Origin of the sequence: Streptomyces avicenniae (assembly GCF_000719135.1) — a bacterium.
GTDB classification, from domain to species: Bacteria; Actinomycetota; Actinomycetes; order Streptomycetales; family Streptomycetaceae; genus Streptomyces; species Streptomyces avicenniae.
The window spans coordinates 477,273-496,999 of sequence record NZ_JOEK01000001.1 but is presented as its reverse complement, the minus strand read 5'-3'; the positions used below and the strand labels follow the sequence as shown (position 1 = coordinate 496,999).

At 70.1% G+C, this 19,727-nt stretch carries 13 protein-coding genes; 9 read left to right on the top strand and 4 right to left on the bottom strand.

Going from position 1 to position 19,727, the window contains the following annotated elements; translation table 11 throughout:
* Positions 1–111: 111 nt before the first annotated feature.
* A complete protein-coding gene (gene rpsF, locus IF27_RS02265; RefSeq protein ID WP_052847507.1) occupies positions 112–402 on the bottom strand; it encodes a 30S ribosomal protein S6 in 291 nt (96 codons plus the stop codon).
* A gap of 217 nt (positions 403–619) precedes the next feature.
* On the opposite strand from rpsF, the gene IF27_RS02260 reads away from it, so the two are divergent.
* The 3 genes from IF27_RS02260 to IF27_RS02250 all read left to right on the top strand — a co-directional run bounded on the left by IF27_RS02260 (position 620) and on the right by IF27_RS02250 (position 3,286).
* Positions 620–943 (top strand): hypothetical protein, encoded by a 324-nt coding sequence (locus IF27_RS02260; RefSeq protein ID WP_052847902.1) that lies wholly within the window; start codon positions 620–622, stop codon positions 941–943.
* A gap of 105 nt (positions 944–1,048) precedes the next feature.
* Positions 1,049–2,167, top strand: coding sequence for a lipid II:glycine glycyltransferase FemX (locus tag IF27_RS02255; protein WP_052847506.1), 1,119 nt, complete (start codon positions 1,049–1,051; stop codon positions 2,165–2,167).
* Between the two features lie 87 nt (positions 2,168–2,254).
* Complete coding sequence (locus IF27_RS02250) at positions 2,255–3,286, top strand: alanine racemase (RefSeq protein WP_052847505.1); 1,032 nt, start codon at positions 2,255–2,257, stop codon at positions 3,284–3,286.
* Between the two features lie 133 nt (positions 3,287–3,419).
* Here IF27_RS02250 and IF27_RS02245 read toward each other — a convergent pair whose 3' ends face one another.
* Together IF27_RS02245 and IF27_RS02240 are read right to left on the bottom strand one after the other, a co-directional pair.
* Entirely contained in the window at positions 3,420–4,502 is a 1,083-nt protein-coding gene (locus tag IF27_RS02245; RefSeq protein WP_052847504.1) for an inositol-3-phosphate synthase, read from the bottom strand.
* Positions 4,503–4,555: 53 nt separating this feature from the next.
* Positions 4,556–5,197: a PadR family transcriptional regulator gene (locus IF27_RS02240; RefSeq protein ID WP_052847901.1), complete on the bottom strand. Its 642-nt coding sequence runs from the start codon at positions 5,195–5,197 to the stop codon at positions 4,556–4,558.
* Positions 5,198–5,633: 436 nt separating this feature from the next.
* On the opposite strand from IF27_RS02240, the gene IF27_RS02235 reads away from it, so the two are divergent.
* Genes IF27_RS02235 through IF27_RS02225 form a run of 3 tightly spaced genes read left to right on the top strand, consistent with a single transcriptional unit; the run spans position 5,634 to position 11,174 of the window.
* Complete coding sequence (locus IF27_RS02235) at positions 5,634–8,306, top strand: transglycosylase domain-containing protein (RefSeq protein ID WP_110945446.1); 2,673 nt, start codon at positions 5,634–5,636, stop codon at positions 8,304–8,306.
* A 50-nt stretch (positions 8,307–8,356) separates the two neighbouring features.
* Positions 8,357–9,838, top strand: a complete 1,482-nt coding sequence (locus IF27_RS02230) for a glycosyltransferase family 87 protein (RefSeq protein WP_052847502.1) — start codon at positions 8,357–8,359, stop codon at positions 9,836–9,838.
* Positions 9,828–11,174 (top strand): MFS transporter, encoded by a 1,347-nt coding sequence (locus tag IF27_RS02225; RefSeq protein ID WP_223290878.1) that lies wholly within the window; start codon positions 9,828–9,830, stop codon positions 11,172–11,174. The genes IF27_RS02230 and IF27_RS02225 overlap by 11 nt, the downstream gene beginning before the upstream one ends.
* Here the strand turns inward: IF27_RS02225 and IF27_RS02220 are convergent.
* Positions 11,146–12,654, bottom strand: a complete 1,509-nt coding sequence (locus IF27_RS02220) for a CCA tRNA nucleotidyltransferase (protein ID WP_052847500.1) — start codon at positions 12,652–12,654, stop codon at positions 11,146–11,148. The genes IF27_RS02225 and IF27_RS02220 overlap by 29 nt on opposite strands.
* Positions 12,655–12,780: 126 nt before the next feature.
* Between IF27_RS02220 and IF27_RS02215 the strand changes: the two genes are divergently transcribed.
* The 3 genes from IF27_RS02215 (at position 12,781) to IF27_RS02205 (ending at position 19,726) form a co-directional block, all read left to right on the top strand.
* Positions 12,781–15,279 carry a DUF6049 family protein gene (locus tag IF27_RS02215; protein WP_190232768.1) on the top strand — a complete coding sequence of 833 codons (2,499 nt, stop codon included), beginning with the start codon at positions 12,781–12,783 and terminating at the stop codon, positions 15,277–15,279.
* A 52-nt stretch (positions 15,280–15,331) separates the two neighbouring features.
* Entirely contained in the window at positions 15,332–17,860 is a 2,529-nt protein-coding gene (gene murJ, locus IF27_RS02210) for a murein biosynthesis integral membrane protein MurJ (RefSeq protein WP_110945444.1), read from the top strand.
* A gap of 171 nt (positions 17,861–18,031) precedes the next feature.
* Positions 18,032–19,726 carry a protein kinase family protein gene (locus IF27_RS02205; protein WP_052847499.1) on the top strand — a complete coding sequence of 565 codons (1,695 nt, stop codon included), beginning with the start codon at positions 18,032–18,034 and terminating at the stop codon, positions 19,724–19,726.
* Position 19,727 lies beyond the last annotated feature (1 nt).

Below are 19,727 nucleotides of genomic sequence, written 5' to 3'. Positions count from 1 at the left end.
TTGCTGCGATGATGGCCTACGGCACTGACAGTGCTACTCGCTATGCCGGACGTTCCCGGCCGTCCCGTCGCCCGCCGAGCGATGCTCGCCGACCGGGGACTCAGCAGCCGTTCAGTGCGTGGCGGGGCGGAGGACCTTCGTCCGCATGACCGACTCGTTCAGGTTGAGCTGGCGGTCGAGCTCCTTGACGACAGCCGGCTCGGCCTGGAGGTCGATGACGGAGTAGATGCCCTCGGGCTTCTTGTTGATCTCGTAGGCGAGCCGGCGACGGCCCCAGGTGTCCACCTTCTCGACCTTGCCGTTGCCCTCGCGGACGACGGTCATGAAGCTGTCGATCAGGGGGGCGACAGCGCGCTCCTCAAGCTCGGGGTCGAGGATCACCATCAGCTCGTAGTGACGCATGCGTAAACCCACCTCCTTCGGACTCAGGCGGCCACGGTCGTTCCGTGGCAGGAGGGTCGTGATGCGTGCCCGCACCGTCCGGTGACGGAAGGGCGGACAGTACACCGTACCTGGCGTTGCCCTTCCGGTTGAAATCGGGGCGGAGCGAGGAGCACCCTGGAGAGAGCGGACAAAGGTGTCGTACCCGCACGTCCCCCCTGTCCTGGAGGTGCCCCGCATGGCTCAGGCCGCGCAGCACGGACCGCTGGCCCGTGCCGGATCCTGGATGAACACCGATGGCCGACCCCACCCGAGGGAGAACCGGCTGGCCTTCCTGACCCTGGCGCTCGGCGCCGCGGCGGCCATCACGGCGATCTTCTCCGGTCTCCACATCATCAGCGCCTGGGTCGGCGTCGCCGGTCTGCTGGCGGGCGGCTGGACCCAGATGCACTCCGCCACGACGGCGCAGCGCTTCGTGACGGTGATCGGCCTCGGCGCGGCCGGGGTGGGCCTCTACATCGGGCTGGCGAACGGCGGCTTCTGGAACGGCTGGCTGGACTGACGGCCGAGGGATGTCGGCCCTACAGGCGGCCGGACGGCGTGTGCGCCGTTAGGCTTCCGGCCAGACCCTGCGATTGACGCAGCCGGCGACCGGAGGAGCGCCCGTATGAGCCTGACCCTGAGGACCATCAGCCGCGAGGAGCATCTGGCGTACATCAACTCACTGCCGTCGGCCAGTCACATGCAGGTGCCGGCGTGGGGCGATGTGAAGTCCGCCTGGCGCTCGGAGTCGCTGGGCTGGTTCGACCGGGTGGGACGGCTGGTGGGCGCCGGTCTGGTGCTCTACCGCCAGGTGCCGCGGATGAAGCGGTACCTCGCGTACCTCCCCGAGGGACCGGTCATCGACTGGTACGCGACCAACCTTGAGGAGTGGCTGAAGCCGATGCTCGCGCACCTCAAGCAGCAGGGCGCGTTCTCGGTGAAGATGGGGCCGCCGGTCGTCATCAGGCGGTGGGACGCGGCGGCGATCAAGGCGGGCATCCAGAGCCCGGACGTCAAGCGGCTGCGGGACGTCCAGGCGACGTTCATCGAGCCGCGCGCCTTCGAGGTCTCCGACCGGCTGCGCCGTATGGGATGGCAGCAGGGCGAGGACGGCGGCGCGGGGTTCGGCGACGTGCAGCCCCGGTACGTCTTCCAGATCCCGCTGCGCGGGCGGTCGCTTGAGGAGGTCCACAAGGGCTTCAACCAGCTGTGGCGGCGCAACATCAAGAAGGCGGAGAAGGCGGGCGTCGAGGTCGTGCGGGGCGGTTACGACCAGCTCCCCGTGTGGCAGCACCTGTACGAGATCACGGCGGAACGTGATCATTTCCGGCCGAGGCCGCTGTCGTACTTCCAGCTCATGTGGCGGGCGCTCAACACCGAGGACCCGGACCGCATGCGCCTGTACATCGCCCAGCACGAGGGTGAGCCGGTCGCCGCCGCGACCATGCTGATCGTGGGCGGCCATGTGTGGTATTCGTACGGAGCCTCCGCCAACCACAAGCGCGAGGTCCGGCCGTCCAACGCCATGCAGTGGCGGATGCTCCAGGACGCCTACGGGATGGGGGCGGATGTGTACGACCTGCGCGGGATCGGTGACTCACTGGAGGACAGCGACCACCTTTTCGGCCTGATCCAGTTCAAGGTGGGGACGGGCGGCGAGGCGGCCGAGTACCTCGGCGAGTGGGACTTCCCGCTGAACAAGTTGCTGCACAAGGCATTCGACATGTACATGTCCCGCCGCTAGGACCGTCCGGCGTCAGCCCGGGAACCGGCCCGCGACACAGAGCCACCCAGAACGCTCACAGAGAACAGAGAAGAGGTCTCCTCGGCCATGGCGCTCACCCTCTACGTCGAAAACGACCGCTGGCGGGCGCACCAGCGGTCGGTGCTCGCGGACTTCCCGGACCTGATCCCCGTCTGCAAGGGGAACGGCTACGGATTCGGCCACGACCGGCTGGCCGAGGAGGTGGACCAGCTCGGCACCGGCATCATCGCGGTGGGCACGACGTACGAGGCCGCGACGATGAAGGACCGCTTCAGCGGCGACATCCTCGTCCTGACCCCCTACCGGCGCAGCGAGGAGCCCGTGCCGCTCCCCGACCGCGTGATCCGCTCCGCCTCCTCGGTGGACGGCGTGTACGGGCTGGTCGGGTCGCGCGTCGTGGTCGAGGTCATGAGTTCGATGAAGCGGCACGGCGTCACCCCGCGCGACCTGGGCAAGCTCCAGGCCGCGCTGGACGACGTACGTCTTGAGGGCTTCGCCATCCACCTGCCGCTGGACCGCACGGACGGCTCCGACGCGGTGGAGGAGGTCATCGGCTGGATGGACCAGCTGCGGGCCGCGCGGCTCCCGCTGGACACGATGTTCGTGAGCCACCTGACGGCGCCCGAGCTGGCACGGCTGCGGCAGCAGTTCCCGCAGACGCGCTTCCGGGCGCGGATCGGGACCCGGCTGTGGCTGGGCGACCACGGCGCCACGGAGTACCGCGGCGCGGTCCTGGACGTCACGCCGGTGGCCAAGGGCGACCGGTTCGGCTACCGGCAGCAGCGGGCCCCCGCGGACGGCTGGCTGGCCGTCGTGGCGGGCGGCACGTCGCACGGCGTCGGTCTCGAGGCGCCCAAGGCGCTCCAGACCATCACCTCGCGGGCGAAGGGCATGGCACGCGCGGGGCTCGCCACGGTGAACCGGAACCTGTCGCCGTTCGTCTGGGACGGCAAGCAGCGCTGGTTCGCCGAGCCGCCGCACATGCAGGTCTCGATCCTGTTCGTGCCCGCGGAGGCGTCAGGGCCGAAGGTCGGCGACGAGCTGAAGGCGATCCTGCGGCACACGACGACCCAGGTGGACCGGGTCGTCAACCGCTGACACACCCCGCCCGCTCCGCCGGGCGGCACAGACGGCGGCAGCCCCGGGTCGCGACCGGGGCTGCCGTTTTCTCATGTGTCCGTGGGACCGGCCGTGCGGCCCACGCGATCCGCCGTGCGGGTGCGGAGCGGGCTCAGCTCTCGACCTCGCCGCGGATGAACTTCTCGACGGCCTCGCGGGCGGCGTCGTCGAAGTACTGGACCGGCGGGGACTTCATGAAGTACGAGGACGCCGACAGGATCGGGCCGCCGATCCCACGGTCCTTGGCGATCTTCGCGGCGCGCAGGGCGTCGATGATGACACCGGCCGAGTTGGGGGAGTCCCACACCTCAAGCTTGTACTCAAGGTTCAGCGGGACGTCACCGAAGGCACGGCCTTCGAGGCGGACGTAGGCCCACTTGCGGTCGTCGAGCCAGGCGACGTAGTCGGACGGGCCGATGTGGACGTTCTTCTCGCCGAGGTCCCGGTCGGGGATCTGCGAGGTGACGGCCTGGGTCTTGGAGATCTTCTTGGATTCGAGCCGGTCGCGCTCCAGCATGTTCTTGAAGTCCATGTTGCCGCCGACGTTCAGCTGCATGGTGCGCTCCAGGACGACGCCCCGGTCCTCGAACAGCTTCGCCATCACGCGGTGGGTGATGGTCGCGCCGACCTGCGACTTGATGTCGTCGCCGACGATCGGCACGCCCGCCTCGGTGAACTTGTCCGCCCACTCCTTGGTACCGGCGATGAAGACCGGGAGGGCGTTGACGAACGCGACCTTGGCGTCGATGGCCGCCTGGGCGTAGAACTTCGCGGCGCTCTCGGAGCCGACCGGCATGTAGCAGACGAGCACGTCGGCGCGCGTGTCCTTGAGGACCTGCACGACGTCCACGGGGGCCTCGTCGGACTCGACGATGGTCTCGCGGTAGTACTTGCCGAGACCGTCGTGCGTCTCGCCACGCTGCACGGTCACGCCGCTCGGGGGCACGTCGCAGATCTTGATGGTGTTGTTCTCGCTGGCGCCGATGGCATCGACGAGGTCGATGCCGACCTTCTTGGCATCGACGTCGAAGGCGGCGACGAACTCGATGTCCGAGATGTGGTAGTCGCCGAACTGGACGTGCATCAGACCCGGAACCCGGCTGTCCGGGGCGGCGTCCTTGTAGTACTCGACGCCCTGTACCAGCGAGGCGGCGCAGTTGCCCACGCCGGCGATGGCTACGCGAACCGAACCCATACCGGTTTGCTCCCTGTGTGTGTGCTTGACCTGCCCCGCTACGTCGCGGGGTGTTATGTGGTGGTGTCGTCGGACGGTGGCCACTCGCGCTCGCGCGTGAGGTCCCGATCGTCGCGCTGGTCGCGCTGATCGCGTCCTTCCCGCTCGCTCTCGATCAGCTCGTTGAGCCAGCGGACTTCGCGCTCCACGGACTCCATGCCGTGTCGCTGCAGTTCGAGGGTGTAGGCGTCCAGCTTCTCCCGGGTGCGCGCCATCGAGGCGCGCATCTTCGCGAGGCGTTCCTCCAGCCGGCTGCGCCGTCCCTCCAGGACGCGCATCCGCACGTCGCGGGAGGTCTGGCCGAAGAACGCGAAGCGGACGCCGAAGTGCTCGTCCTCCCACGCGTCGGGACCGGTCTGGTCGAGCAGTTCCTCGAAGCGTTCCTTGCCCTCGGCGGTGAGCCGGTAGACGATCTTGGCCCGGCGGTTGGACAGGGGTGCGGCGGCCCGGGGGTCGGCCGGGTGATGTCCCGGCTCCTCGGCCAGCCAGCCCTGCTGCACGAGCGTCTTGAGGCACGGGTAGAGGGAGCCGTAGCTGAAGGCGCGGAAGACACCGAGCGAGGTGTTGAGCCGCTTCCGCAGCTCGTATCCATGCATCGGGGATTCACGCAGCAGGCCGAGGACGGCGAACTCCAGAATCCCTGAGCGTCGGCTCACCGGTGAGACCACCTCCGTCCTCATGCGCGTGCCTTGTCCGTCCGTGTGCTGTGCCGTGCCCTGGTGCCTTCGCCGACGTGCGCTGGCGCGCCGTCATGCGTTGTCTCGTCCCGATGTATCGGTGCGATACATCCTGACGATAGAACGGCCCGGAAGAGTCGGCAAGCCGAACGTCGGTGAACGGGGTCACATCTTCTCTTCACCTTGCGTGATTCGCACCAATTGCTCCCCATCCCTGGAAACGCCGGTGCCGGTGCTGCGTAGTCTTGGGCCGTGCAGACCACCGCGGCGGGGAACTTCAGGGCGCAGATCGGCGTCTTGGTCCGTGGTGCCGTGCGTCCGAACATCAGGTCGGGCCGCACTTCGGGGGAGTCGAACAAGCCAGTAGTACCTGCCGTCACGAGGCGATGGCGTCTGTCCGAGGAGTAGCTGTCCCATGAGCGAGCACCGTCGCAAACAGCCGCCAGGGCGCGGTCGCCGCGCCGCGGCGTCGTCCGGCCGCCGGGCCGGTCCGCCGCCACCGCCGCCACCGGCGGACGACGGGAGGGTGGGAGACACCCTCTCCGGCGCGACACGCGAACAACCGTACGGAAGCCGGGCGGAGGCCAGGCGTGCCGCGCAGCGCGGCGGCCGGCGGCGCGGAGGGCGCCCGGACGCGCGGAAGAAGCGCTTCATCGACTACCCGCGGTCCGGATACACGGGGATGCGCCGCTGGCTGCCGTCCTGGCGTCAGGTCCTCGGCTCGGCGATGGGCTTCTTCCTGATGATGGTCGGGCTCGTCGGCGTCGCCTACTCGATGACCGACATCCCGAACGCGAACGACGTGGCCAACGCCCAGAGCAACACGTATCTGTGGGCCGACGGCAGCCGCATGACGTCGTTCGGCGACGTGAACCGGCAGATCGTCCCGCTGGAGGACATCCCCCAGGAGGTGCAGGACACCGTCGTCGCGGTGGAGAACGCCTCCTTCTGGGACGACGCGGGCATCGACCCGGTCGGCATCGGCCGCGCCATGCTGAACATGGCGCGCGGCGGGGACGTCCAGTCGGGCTCCACCATCACGCAGCAGTACGTGAAGAACATGTACCTCAGCTCCGACCAGACGATCTCCCGGAAGTTCCGTGAGCTGCTGCTGTCGGTCCGGGTGGGCATCGAGCAGTCGAAGGAACAGATCCTTGAGGGATACCTCAACACCTCCTGCTTCGGCCGGAACGCGTGCGGTATCCAGGCGGCGTCCGAGACGTTCTTCAAGAAGAGCCCCGACGAACTGACGACCGGGGAGATCGCCTTCCTCGCGGGTCAGTTGAAGGGCCCCAGCCTCTACGACCCCTTCGATCCCGAGACGGGTGAGAGCAGCGAGGCCCGGCAGCAGCGGTCGGAGAACCGCTGGCTGGACGTCCTGGGACGGCGCGTCACGGTCGGGCAGCTGACCGAGGCGGAGCGGGACGCGATCGTCGCCGAGGGGTTCCCCGAGGTCCAGCCGCCGGAGCGCGCGGTGAACATGACCGGGCAGATCGGGTATCTCGTCGAGCTGGCGAACAACTACATCTTCGCCAACACGGATCTGGACTCGGACGAGTTGGCCGAGGGTGGCTACACGATCCAGACCACGTTCGACCAGACGATGATGGACCAGATGGAAGCCGCGGTGAACGAGGCCTCGGAGGCGCTCGACCCGGAGGAGCGCCCGGAGGACCGCTACGTGCAGTTCGGCGGCGCGGCCGTGGAACCGGGTGACGGCGCGATCCGTGCCATCTACGGCGGCCCGGCGTACGAGGAGCACTACGTCAACAACGCCGACAGCCCGAACGTCCAGGTGGGCTCGACGTTCAAGCCGTTCGTCCTGGCGGCGGCCTTCCGGGACGGCATCCGTGACCCCGACGGGGGGCCGGAGCAGGGGCCCGACAGCCGGACCGTCGTGTCCCCGGAGAGCATGTACCGCAGTGAGGACGGGCTCGTCATCCAGACGTACGACGGCGAGACGCTGATGGTGGACGACGAGGCGACAGGGGAGCAGGTCCCCTGGGAGCAGGACAACTTCGAGGGCAACTCCCAGGGTGACATCACGCTGCGGGAGGCGACCAACGTCTCGGCCAACAGCCCCTTCGTCCAGCTGGGCATGGACATCGGCCCGGACACGGTCGCGGAAGCCGCCATGGACGCCGGACTGCTGGAGGACAGCCTCGGCCCGCACGGTGAGGACGTCCCCACGTTCGCCCTGGGTGTCTCGCACCCAGGACCGATCCGTATGGCGACGGCCTATTCCACCTTCGCCGCGAGCGGCGAGCAGAACGAGCCGTACTCCGTGTCGGAGCTGCGGCGAGGTGACACGGTGGTCCTCGACCGCCCGGACTCGCCCACCCAGGCGTTCGAGTCGGACGTCGCGGACACCGTGACGAACATGCTCGAAGGCGTCATCCAGGACGGCAGTGGTTCCCGCGCCGCGGACATCGGCTTCCCCGCCGCAGGGAAGACCGGGACCACGGACGACAACAAGAGCGCCTGGTTCGTCGGGTACAGCAGCGAGCTCTCCACGGCGATCGGCATGTGGCGCCAGGCGGACTCGGAGGAGGACATCTACGAGGGCGACGACGTCAGCGTCGGTCAGTTCCTAGAGATGTACGAAACCGCTGGCCTGCCGAAGATCACCGGTGGCTCGCTGCCGCTCACGACGTGGATGAGCTTCATGAGCGCCGCGTCCAACGGCGAGGAGCAGGAGTTCCCCGAACCGCCGGACGACCTGGGCACCATCGTCTGGGACGAGCAGGCCGAGAGCCCGACGCCGAGTCCGACCGAGACCGAGGACCCGACGGACGAGCCCACGCAGGAGGAGGAGTCCGAGGAGCCCACGGACGAGCCCACGGACGAGCCGACCACCGAGGAGCCGCCGCCCCCCTCGCCGACCGAGACCTGTGGCGACATCTTCAACCCGTGCAGCGACGGGGGCGCCACGGGTGATCCCGGCGGTGCGGACCAAGGCACCACGGGGGAGCCAGGAGGCGCCGACCAAGGCACCACGGGCGAACCCGGCGGGACCACGGAGGGAACGCCGGGCGGGCCGGAAGGAACGGACCGCGGCGCGGACGGAGGCAACGGCGGAATCTTCTGACCGCTGTGCCCTGACCTCGTGACGGTGGGGCCGTGCGGCAGGATGTGGTCATGGACCATCCCCTGCCGCGACCGGCCGCACGGCCCACCGTCCAGGACGAGGTGGCCGCCGCAGCAAGCGAGCTGATCGGCGGCCCCGCCGGCCGACGGGCGCTGCCCGGCCGCGACCGGCGGAACCCCCTGCGGATCGTCGCTCTGGTCATGATCGGGATGTTCGCGCTCGGCATGGCACAGAAGGCGTCCTGCTACGAGGGCGGATGGTTCGAGAGCCCCACGGCCCAGTACACCCACGCGTGCTACTCCGACATCCCGCACCTCTACACCGGCCGCGGCTTCGCCGAAGGGCTCACTCCGTACTTCGACGCCATCCCCGACCGGATCTCCGGCGGCATGGAGTACCTGGAGTACCCCGTGCTGACCGGCCTCCTGATGCAGATGACCGCGTGGGTCACCCCGGACTCCGCGGCCCAGCCCGGTCAGATCTACTGGATGGCCAACTCCGGGCTGCTGATGATCTGTGCGGTGGTCATGGCCCTCTGCGTCAGTCGCACCCACGCCCACCGCCCCTGGGACGGCCTGCTGGTCGCCCTCGCCCCGGCGCTCGCGCTGACCGCGACGATCAACTGGGACCTCCTGGCGGTGGCACTCACCTCGGCGGCCCTGTTGATGTGGTCCAAGAGCCGTCCCCTGGCCACCGGCATCCTCATCGGCCTGGCGACAGCCGCCAAGCTCTATCCGGCGCTGCTCCTCGGGCCGCTGTTCATCCTCTGCCTCCGCGCGGGCCGCTGGCGGGCCTTCGGGACGACGGCCGCGGCGGCGAGCGCTGCCTGGCTCGCGGTGAACCTGCCGGTGATGATCGGCGCTCCGGACGGGTGGGCGAAGTTCTACACCTTCAGCGAGGAGCGCTCCGTCGATTTCGGCTCGTTCTGGCTGATCATCGCCCAGCGGACGGACTTCGACCTCAGCTCGGTCAACGCCTATGCCACCGGGCTGGTCCTCCTCGGCTGTGGCGCGCTCGCCCTGCTGACGCTCAAGGCGCCACGTCGCCCACGACTCGGACAGTTGGCCTTCCTGGTGGTCGCGCTGTTCATCCTGACCAACAAGGTCTACTCACCGCAGTATGTGCTGTGGCTGATCCCGCTCGCGGTGCTCGCCCGGCCGCGCTGGCGGGACATCCTGATCTGGCAGGCGTGCGAGGTGCTGTACTTCCTGGGGATCTGGATGTACCTCGCCTACCTCAACTCCGAGGACCATGACGGGCTTTCCCTCGACGGCTACCAGTGGGCCGTGATCCTGCACCTGGCCGGCACCCTCTACTTCTGCGCGATGGTGATCCGGGACATCGTCCGTCCCGAGAACGACATGATCCGGCGCGACGGCTCCGACGACCCGGGCGGCGGCGTCCTGGACGGCGCGGCCGATGTCCTCACCTTGCGTCGCCCCGCCGTCTCCAGCGTCCAACCGACGCCCTATGTGAAGTGGGGGACCCGTGGCGACAGAACCGACCCAGCGGATGTTTCACGTGAAACGTAGCGGACCGGGACAGCGGGACGGCACCTCCGGTCAGCTCCGGGTCCTGCTGCGCGTCGCCGGCTTCCGGCGGCTCCTGACCGTGCGGCTCCTGTCGCAATTCGGCGACGGCGTCTTCCAGGTCGGACTGGCCACCTATGTGGTCTTCTCGCCCGAGCAGCAGACCACCCCCGGCGACATCGCCGCCGCGATGGCCGTGCTCCTGCTGCCCTACTCGCTCCTCGGGCCCTTCGCGGGTGTTCTGCTCGACCGCTGGCGCCGCCGCCAGGTACTGCTCCATGGCAACTTGCTGCGGAGCGGCATGGCGCTCGCCACAGCCGTTCTGGTCCTGGTGGACGCGGCCGACTGGCTGTTCTATCTCGCCGCGCTCTCGGTGACCGCGGTGAACCGCTTCATCCTCGCCGGGCTCTCCGCCGGTCTCCCCCAGGTCGTGGAGCGCGATCAGCTGGTCATCGCCAACTCGCTCTCGCCCACCGCGGGAACACTGGCCGCGACGATCGGCGGCGGAGCCTCCTTCGTGGTCCAGCTGGTCGCCCGCTCACAGGGGGCCGAGGACGCCGCCGCGCTGCTGCTGGCCGCCGCCGTCTATGTCGTGGCAGGACTCTCCGCCCTGGCCCTCCAGGCCCACCAGCTCGGCCCGGAGAAGCAGCCGGCGATGCCCCGTCTCGCCACAGCGGTCGCCGACAGCGCACGCGGTCTGGTGGCAGCCCTCCGCCACCTCGGGGAACGGCCCGTCGCCGCGTGGACCCTCGCGGGAGTCGGGGTGCTCCGCTTCTGCTACGGCGCGCTGCTGGTCACCGTGCTGATGCTGGCGCGCTACTCCTGGTCGGACGGCAACGCGGGAAGCAATGAGGGGATCGCCCTGCTCGGCGTGGCGGTCGCCGTCTCCGGTGCCGGATTCTTCGCCGCCGCGCTGCTGACCCCCTGGGCCGTGACGCGGCTCGGCCGACTGGGCTGGTTCGCCGCGTGCGCGGGAGCGGCGGCCGTACTGGTGCCCCCGTTGGGCCTGACCTTCCGCCCGCTGCCGGTGCTGGTGGCAGCTTTCCTTCTGGGGCTGGTGACCCAGGGGCCCAAGATCGTCACGGACACGGTGGTGCAGTCCGCTGTGGACGATGCCTTCCGGGGCCGCGTCTTCTCCCTCTACGACATGCTCTTCAACATCGCCTTTGTCGGCGCGGCGGGGCTGGCGGCCCTGATACTGCCGTCCGACGGCAGGTCGGCCGCTCTCCTGCTGACCGTCGCCGTGCTCTACGCCCTGACCGCGTTCACCGTCCACCGGCTGCACCGGTGGACGGTTTCACGTGAAACGGTCACTTCTGGGCAGCCCACCACTCTCTGAGCGCCCGCTCGGCGGCGTCACGGTCGAGCGGCCCCTGTTCGATGCGCAGCTCCAGGAGATAGCGGTAGGCGTTGCCCACCTCGGGCCCCGGGCCGATGCCGAGAACGGTCATGATCGCGTTTCCGTCGAGGTCCGGCCGGATCGCGTCCAGCTCCTCCTGCTCCTGCAGGCGCTCGATCCGCTGTTCCAGGCCGTCGTAGGCGGCGGAGAGAGCCTGTGCCTTCCGCTTGTTCCGGGTGGTGCAGTCCGACCGGGTCAGCTTGTGCAGACGGCTGAGCAGGGGTCCGGCGTCCCGTACATAGCGACGCACGGCGGAGTCCGTCCACTCCCCGGTGCCGTAGCCATGGAAACGCAGATGCAGCTCGACCAGACGTGAGACGTCCTTGATCATCTCGTTCGAGTACTTGAGCCGGGTCATCCGCTGCTTGGTCATCTTGGCCCCGACCACCTCGTGATGGTGGAACGAGACGCGGCCGTCCGTCTCGAACCGTCGAGTCCGGGGCTTGCCGATGTCATGCAGCAGGGCCGCGAGGCGCAGCACCAGGTCGGGCCCGTCGTCCTCCAGCGCGATGGCCTGTTCCAGGACGGTGAGGCTGTGCTCGTACACGTCCTTGTGGCGGTGGTGCTCGTCCCGCTCCAGCCGCAGGGCGGGCACCTCGGGCAGTACCCGTTCCGCCAGGCCCGCGTCCACGAGAAGGGTGATGCCCTTGCGGGGGTGCTCGCTCACGAGCAGCTTGTTCAGCTCGTCCCGCACGCGCTCGGCCGACACGATGTCGATGCGGTCCGCCATGGCCTCCATGGCGGCGCGGACCGGCTCGGCGACCGTGAAGTCCAGCTGCGCGGCGAAACGGGCCGCGCGCATCATGCGCAGCGGGTCGTCCGAGAACGACGACTCGGGAGTCGCCGGAGTGCGCAGCACGCGCTGGGCGAGGTCGCTCAGCCCGTCGTGCGGGTCGATGAACTCCTTGCGCGGCAGAGCGACCGCCATGGCGTTGACGGTGAAGTCGCGCCGCAGCAGGTCCTCCTCCAGCGAGTCCCCGTATGCCACCTCCGGCTTGCGCGACGTGCGGTCGTATGCCTCCGAGCGGTAGGTCGTGATCTCCAGCTGGAAGTCACGGACCTCCCGCTCGCCGGGCCCGGCCGCCTCTCCCGGGGCGTCCGGGGCGACCTTGCGGCAGCCGACGGTGCCGAAGGCGATGCCGACGTCCCAGACCGCGTCCGCCCAGGGCCGGACGATCCGCAGCACGTCGTCGGGCCGGGCATCCGTCGCGAAGTCCAGGTCGTGGCCCAGCCTGCCGAGCAGCGCGTCCCTGACCGAGCCCCCTACCAGGGCGAGCGAGAAACCGGCCTCGGCGAAGCGGGCGGCCAGGTCGTCGGCGACGGGAGCGACCCGCAGCAGCTCACCGATGGCCCGCCGCTGCACCCGGCCCAGCTCCGGGGCGTCGGGACGGGCGTGTGTGTCTTTGGTGTCGTTCGGCACAACAGCACAGGGTACGTGGCCGGTCCCGGGCGGTACCCCCCGCCGGGGTAGGGGAGACGCGGCACTCAGCCGCGGCGATCATCGTTACCATGAGGGCCGATCGGTACGAGGGAACGGGGCTTGCGCGTGGCAGAGGTGGCAGAGACGGTGTCCTGCACCCCTCCGGACCGGCGCCCGGAGGCCGTCGGCCGTCGGCCGAGGCGGCTGCGCGTCCTGCTCGCCGGACTGGCCGCGGGAACGCCCCTCCTGACCGGCCTGGGCGCCGCACCGGCGTCCGCCGCCGTCCCCGTCGAGGTCACCCCTGACTCACAGCTCACGACCGTGTCGATCACGGACGTGTCCCCCGCCTCCCCCGGCTCGGACGACACCGTCACCGTACGGGGCACGGTCACGAACAACGGCGACACCGCCATCCTGGACGGCTCGGTGGCCGCGCGGACGGGGGTGGAGCTGACCAGCCGGAGCGCCATCGAGGACGCGCTGCGGCGTGACGGCTTCACCGACCGCACCGTCGATGGCTCGATAGTGGACGACTACGCCCAGGAGCTGGGCACCGTCGATCCCGGGCTGTCCGCCACCTTCGCCCTCGACGTCCCGGTCGAGGAGCTGGAGCTGGGCGAGGACGGCGTCTACCAGATCGGTGTCACCCTCACGGGACAGACCGAGGCGGAGCGCTGGGACCACATCTACGGCATGGGCCGGACGCTGCTCCCCTGGCAGCAGGGCGGCGCCGACTCCGGCCGGACAGGGCTCACGGTCCTGTGGCCGCTGATCTCGACCACGCATCTCACCGCCGAGACCGGGCCGGACGACGAGCAGACACCGGCGTTCCGTGACGACTCGCTGCTCCAGGAGATCTCCCCCGGCGGCAGGCTGGACCAGTTGGTCGAGCTGGGCGCGAACCTCCCGGTGACCTGGGTGATCGATCCCGATCTCCTGGCCTCGGTGGAGGCGATGACCGAGGGCTACCAGATCGACACCCCGGGCGGGGCGGTCAACGGCGAGGGCCAGGAGGAGGCCGGGGCCTTCCTCCAGCGACTGCGGGAGGTGGTCCGCGACGAGGAGGTCGTGGCCCTCCCGTTCGCCGACCCGGACATCGCGGCGCTCGCGCACCGGGGACAGGAGGTCAGGGGCGCGCTCGGGCATCTCAGGGACGCCACGGTGATGGCGGGCGACACGGTGCAGGCCATCCTGGACGTCGAGGCACGCACGGACTTCACCTGGCCCGTGGAAGGCGCGATCGACCCGGAGATCGTCTCCGTTGGCACCTCGGCCGGTGCCGACAAGATCATCGCCCGCAGCGACAGCCTCCGGGCGCCGGACTCCCTCGTCTACACGCCGTCCGCTCCCCGCCCGCTGGGTGACGACATCACGGCCGTCGTCGCGGACGCGCGGCTGTCCACGCTCTTCGAGGGCGACATGGCCAGCGGCGCGGCGGCCTCCCTCGCCACGCAGCAGCTCCTGGCCCAGACCCTCTCCATCACCCAGCAGGAGCCCGCGAACGAGCGGAACATCCTGCTGGCCCCCCAGCGGATGCCCAGCGCCCGGCAGGCGCAGGCGATGGCCGATGCCGTCACGACCCTCCAGCAGGACGGGAGCTGGGTGCGCTTCGCCCCGCTGTCGGAGACGGCGACCGCCGAGGCGGATCCCGCGCTGTCCCCCGACGTGCCCTCGGCCGCCGACTATCCGCAGTCCCTGCGTGACCAGGAACTGCCCACCAGCGCTTTCCAGGCCATGCGGCAGACGCAACGGGCGCTGGACGAGTTCGCGGTCATCCTGACGCAGCGGGACCGGGTGGAGACGCCGTACGGCAACGCCATCCGGCGCGAGATGTCCACGTCGTGGCGCGGCGAGGCACAAGCCGCGTCCGAGTACCGCGCCAGTGTGCAGAACGGCCTGGAGGAGCTGAGGAGCCAGGTCCGCATCATCCAGAAGACGCCGATCATGCTCTCCGGTCGCAGCGCCACCATCCCGATCACGATCCAGAACAATCTGGTGCAGGACATCGAGGGTCTTGAGCTGCGGCTCACCTCGACCCGCCGGTTCGGGCTTGAGGTCAGCGCGCCCCAGGAGATCTCCGTCAGCGGTGGCCACAGCCAGTCGGTCAAGTTCAGCACCATCGCGCGCGCCAACGGCAAGACGACCATCCACGCCCGGCTCTACACGGCGGACAACAAGCCGTACGGCGAGACGATGGCGTTCCAGGCGGACGTCAACTCCATCACCTCGACGGTGATGATGGTGATCGCCGGAGGTCTCCTCCTCGTGGTCCTGGCCGGTATCAGGATGTACAGCCAGCGCAAGCGCGCGTCCCGTATATCCGAAGCCGAGGAGGCCGGAGGCGAGGTGACCGGCACCGACCGCCCGGACGCCGACGGCCCTGCCGACGGTCACTCCGGGCACGGCCAGGACACGGACGCGGAGCCGACCCCGGGCGACCCGGTGCCCGAGCCCCCTGACCGCCAGGACGGCGGCGCGGGGGAGCAGGGCCGGGGAACGGCGGACGGCGAGCCTCCGGGGGCCGTCCCGCCCCGCGAGGACCCGGCGGGTGAGCCGGACAACGACACCGGCGGCGACAGCACCGGCACTCCGGCCAAGGGTGAGAGGCTGGACGACGACCAGTGAGCCGCCGGCCGGCCAGGCACCACCGGCCCGTGATTCTTGAGGTGGAGTAGCGATGGAACCGCCGTACGACCGTGAGGACGGCCAGGCGCCGGGTGGTGGCGACCCGTCCGACAGGCGGTCCGGCTACCCGGGGCAGCCGCGTCAGCCGGGCGCGCCCGGCGATGTTCCAGCCCCGCCTCCCGGCTACGGCCCGGCGGGCGGCCACGGAGGTCCCTACCACCAGGGCGCTCCGCAGCAGGGCGGCTACGCCCCTGACGGCTACGGCGCCGCGGGGCCGCCTCCGGGCGCGTACGGCCAGGACGGCTACGGCGTCGCCCCTGGGAGTGAGTTCGGCGCGCCGTACGATCCGGCCGCTTATCCCCAGGGTCCCCAGCCGCCTCACCAGCCCTTCCCTCCGCAGCACGCGCAGCAGTACGGCGGGGATTACCACGATCCCGGCTACCAGCCGTACGCGGGGAACGACAGGAGTCGGTCGCCGTACGGCGCAGGACAGGCTTCCCACGAGCCGCCGGGCGCACACCCCGGCTACCCGCAGGAGCCCTATCCCTACGGTCACCAGGGTCCGGGCGCGGGTGGGCAGGTGCCTGACGGCTACGGACAGCAGTACGGAGGTCCGCAGGGACGGCCCTACGGCGGCAGCGGTATCGATGGCCTGATGAACATGTCGGGCGAACAGCCGCCGGGGCCCGGCGGCCCCGGACACCGGCCGGATCTCGACGACGCGTTCGCGCATCTCTTCCGTGATCAGCAGAGCGGATCGCAGCCCTATCCGCCGCAGACCCGGCAAGGTCAGCATCAGGACCAGGGCCCGCCCGCACCCCAGGGGCGGCAGCACGTCCCCCCGGGTGGCCCCCCGGCCGAGCCGTACCCGCGCGACGAGTCCACGGGGCGTGAGGCGGCGGAGGCGGAGCAGCCCGACCGGACGGCCCCGGCGAAGAAGCCGGGCCGGGCCACGAGCCTGCTGCGTTCGAGCGCCGTCATGGCGGCGGGAACCCTGGTGTCCCGTCTCACCGGCTTCGTCCGGCAGCTCGTGATCGTGGCGGCCCTCGGCGCCGCCGTGCTCGGTGACACCTACACCGTCGCCTGGGCACTGCCGAACATGATCTACATCCTGACCATCGGCGGCGGGCTGAACTCGGTGTTCGTCCCGCAGCTCGTCCGCTCGATGCGGAACGACCGCGACGGCGGCGACGCCTACGCCAACCGCCTGCTGACGCTGGTCATGGTGATCCTCGGCGCGCTGGTGGTCGTCGCGGTGTTCGCCGCTCCCCTGCTGGTCCGGCTCATGTCGGCGAAGATCGCCGACGATCCGGCCGCCAACGACGTCGCCGTCACCTTCGCGCGCTACTTCCTGCCGACGATCTTCTTCATGGGCATCCACGTGGTGCTCGGCCAGATCCTCAACGCCCGCGACCACTTCGGCCCGATGATGTGGACGCCGGTCCTCAACAACATCGTGGTGATCTTCACCTGCGGGATGTTCCTGTGGGTGTACGGCACCCAGCGGACCTCGGGTGTCGGTGTCACCACGATCACGCCCGAGGGCATCCGCCTGCTCGGTGTCGGCACCCTGCTCGGGCTCGTCGTCCAGGCCCTCGCGATGCTGCCCTACCTGAGGGCCGCGGGCTTCCGGGTCAGGCCCCGCTTCGACTGGCGCGGTCACGGCATGGGCAAGGCGGCCAAGCTCGCCAAGTGGACCGTCCTGTTCGTGCTCGCCAACCAGGCGGGGCTCGTCGTCGTCACCCAGTTCGCGACCTGGGCCGGGGACGACGCGGAGCGCGCGGGATATCCGGGCACCGGCTTCATCGCCTACAACAGCGCCCTGCTGATCTGGCAGATGCCTCAGGCGATCATCACCGTGTCGGTGATGGCGGCGCTGCTGCCCCGGCTCTCCCGCTCCGCCGCGGACGGGGACGCGGGCGCGGTGCGCGACGACCTGTCCCACGGTCTGCGTACCTCGGCCGTGGCCATCGTCCCCATCGCCTTCGCCTTCGTGGCGCTGGGCGTCCCGATGTGTACGCTGCTCTTCGGAGCGGCGGGCGAGGACGGAGCCCGTTCCTTCGGCTACATCCTCATGGCGTTCGGTCTGGGGCTCATCCCCTTCTCCGCCCAGTACGTGGTGCTGCGGGCCTTCTACGCGTACGAGGACACCCGCACCCCCTTCTACAACACGGTGATCGTCTCCCTCGCCTGGATCGTCCTGTCGGCCATCTGCTTCCTGGCACTGCCCGACCGCTGGGTGGTGGCCGGGATCGCCCTGAGCTACGGCCTGGCGTACGCGATCGGCGTGCGGACCGCCTGGCGGCGCCTGCGCCGCCGGATGCGCGCCGATCTCGACGGCTCGCGCATCGTCCGCACCTACATCCGCCTGGCGGGCGCGAGCATTCCGGCCGCACTGGCGGGCGGCGCGGTCGGCTTCGTGGTCCTCGGGGCGCTCGGTGAGGGCTTCGTGGGCTCTCTCGCCGCCCTCGCGGCCGGTGGTCTGATTCTGTTGGGGATCTTTTATGTGGCCGCCCGACGGATGCGGGTCGAGGAACTGACCGCACTTGTCGGAATGATCCGGGGACGGCTCGGCCGCTGAAATCTCGCTTTCTGGGCATTCGGTCCGAGGAGGCCACGCACGACACCCGTCGGCCATCCGGCGTACGGCTTCCGAACGTATTCCTATGTCGTGCACCACTGCGGACTACCGGCACAATGAGTCTGGCAGTGTCAACAGCCTGACAGCCGAGAACGGGGAGGCGGAACGACGGTGGCCGAACGGAGCACGGCGACGAGTCCACCGCAGGGTCCGACCGGCGTCCGCGACACCGCGGACGGCTCGGACGCCCAGCGCGCCGACACGAGCACGATGCCGCTCACCCCGGGGTCCACGCCCGCGTCCCCCGGGACGCAGGAGAAGGGCGCCGACCGTCCGAAGCCCACGGAGCTGCACAGCGGGCACAGACTCGCCCAGCGCTACCGGCTGGAGGAGTGCATCACCCGACTGGACGGATTCAGCAGCTGGCGCGCGATGGACGAGAAGCTCCGCCGCGCCGTGGGCGTCCATGTGCTCCCCGCCTCGCACGAGCGCGCCGCCTCCGTCCTGTCCGCCGCCCGGTCGGCCGCCCTGCTGGGTGATCCCCGCTTCGTCCAGGTCCTCGACGCCGTCGAGGAGAACGACCAGGTGTACGTCATCCACGAGTGGCTGCCCGACGCGGTCTCGCTCAGCACCCTCCTCGCCGCCGGGCCGCTCGATCCGCACGAGGCGCTCGCCCTGGCCGAGCAGGTCGCCCAGGCCATGGCCGCCGCGCACCGCAAGGAGCTGGCACACCTCCGGCTGACACCGGCGACCGTGCTGCGCGCCGGTCCCGGCCAGTACCGCATCAGGGGCCTCGCCGTGGACGCCGCGCTGCGCGGCATCACCGCCGACAACCCGCCCCGTGCCGACACCGAGGCCATCGGCGCCCTGCTGTACGCCGCCCTGACGCAGCGCTGGCCGTACGGTGACGGCGCCTACGGACTCAGCGGTGTCGCGGGGCTGGGGAAGGGCGCCTGGGACTCGCTGGCCACTCCTGACCAGGTCCGCGCGGGCGTGCATCGCGGCCTGTCCGAGATCGCCATGCGCGCCCTGGTGAACGACGGCGCGACCGCGGCCAGCCAGAAACCGGCCTGCACGACGCCCATGGACCTGGAGAAGGCGCTCACCGCGCTGCCCCGCATCAGGCCCCCGGAGCCGACGCCGTCCGCCATCCCGAGCTTCCAGCACACCACCTACCAGCGGGGGACTCTCGGCACCGGTCCCGGCACGCCAGGCGCCGGCCTGCGCCCGCCGCCGCCCCCCGAGCCCGCCTTGCCGGGACGTACCGGGACGGCACTCAAGTGGGGAGTCTCCGCGCTCCTGATCGCGGCTCTCGGTCTGGGCAGCTGGCAGATCGCCGACACCTTGCTCTCCGGGGAGAACTCGGGTGGCGACACGACCGAGCAGGTCGCGCCTCCGTTGGAGAACAACGACGCGCCCGAACCTGGCCCGCTCACCGTCGAAGAGGTCACCGAACTCGATCCGCTCGGGAACGAGCAGAATCGGGAGGGGGTCGATCTCGTGCTCGACGGTGACGAGGAAACCTTCTGGCACACCAAGAACTACTACGGTCCCGGGTTCGCGAACCTCAAGGAGGGCACCGGGCTCGTCCTCGACCTCGGCGAGGTCCAGCCGGTCAGCTCGGTCACGGTCAACGCCCTCGGTGACACTCCTGTGCAGCTCCGCGTCGCCGACGCCGACGCCAGCACCGCACCCGGCTCGCCCGACGACTTCGAGACCGTGGCCGAGGGAAGCGGCCAGTCCGTCACGCTGAACCCCGAGAGCGCGATCGAGACACGGTTCGTCCTCGTCTGGCTCACCGATCTGCCCCAGGGCGACGACGGAAGCTACCGTGGCCGCATCACGGAGGTCTCCGTCACCGGCTGAT

Coding starts and splice junctions, on each gene's coding strand:
- rpsF (WP_052847507.1), bottom strand. CDS start 402: ATGCGTCACTACGAGCTGATGGTGATCCTCGACCCCGAGCTTGAGGAG.
- IF27_RS02260 (WP_052847902.1), top strand. CDS start 620: ATGGCTCAGGCCGCGCAGCACGGACCGCTGGCCCGTGCCGGATCCTGG.
- IF27_RS02255 (WP_052847506.1), top strand. CDS start 1,049: ATGAGCCTGACCCTGAGGACCATCAGCCGCGAGGAGCATCTGGCGTAC.
- IF27_RS02250 (WP_052847505.1), top strand. CDS start 2,255: ATGGCGCTCACCCTCTACGTCGAAAACGACCGCTGGCGGGCGCACCAG.
- IF27_RS02245 (WP_052847504.1), bottom strand. CDS start 4,502: ATGGGTTCGGTTCGCGTAGCCATCGCCGGCGTGGGCAACTGCGCCGCC.
- IF27_RS02235 (WP_110945446.1), top strand. CDS start 5,634: ATGAGCGAGCACCGTCGCAAACAGCCGCCAGGGCGCGGTCGCCGCGCC.
- IF27_RS02230 (WP_052847502.1), top strand. CDS start 8,357: ATGGACCATCCCCTGCCGCGACCGGCCGCACGGCCCACCGTCCAGGAC.
- murJ (WP_110945444.1), top strand. CDS start 15,332: ATGGAACCGCCGTACGACCGTGAGGACGGCCAGGCGCCGGGTGGTGGC.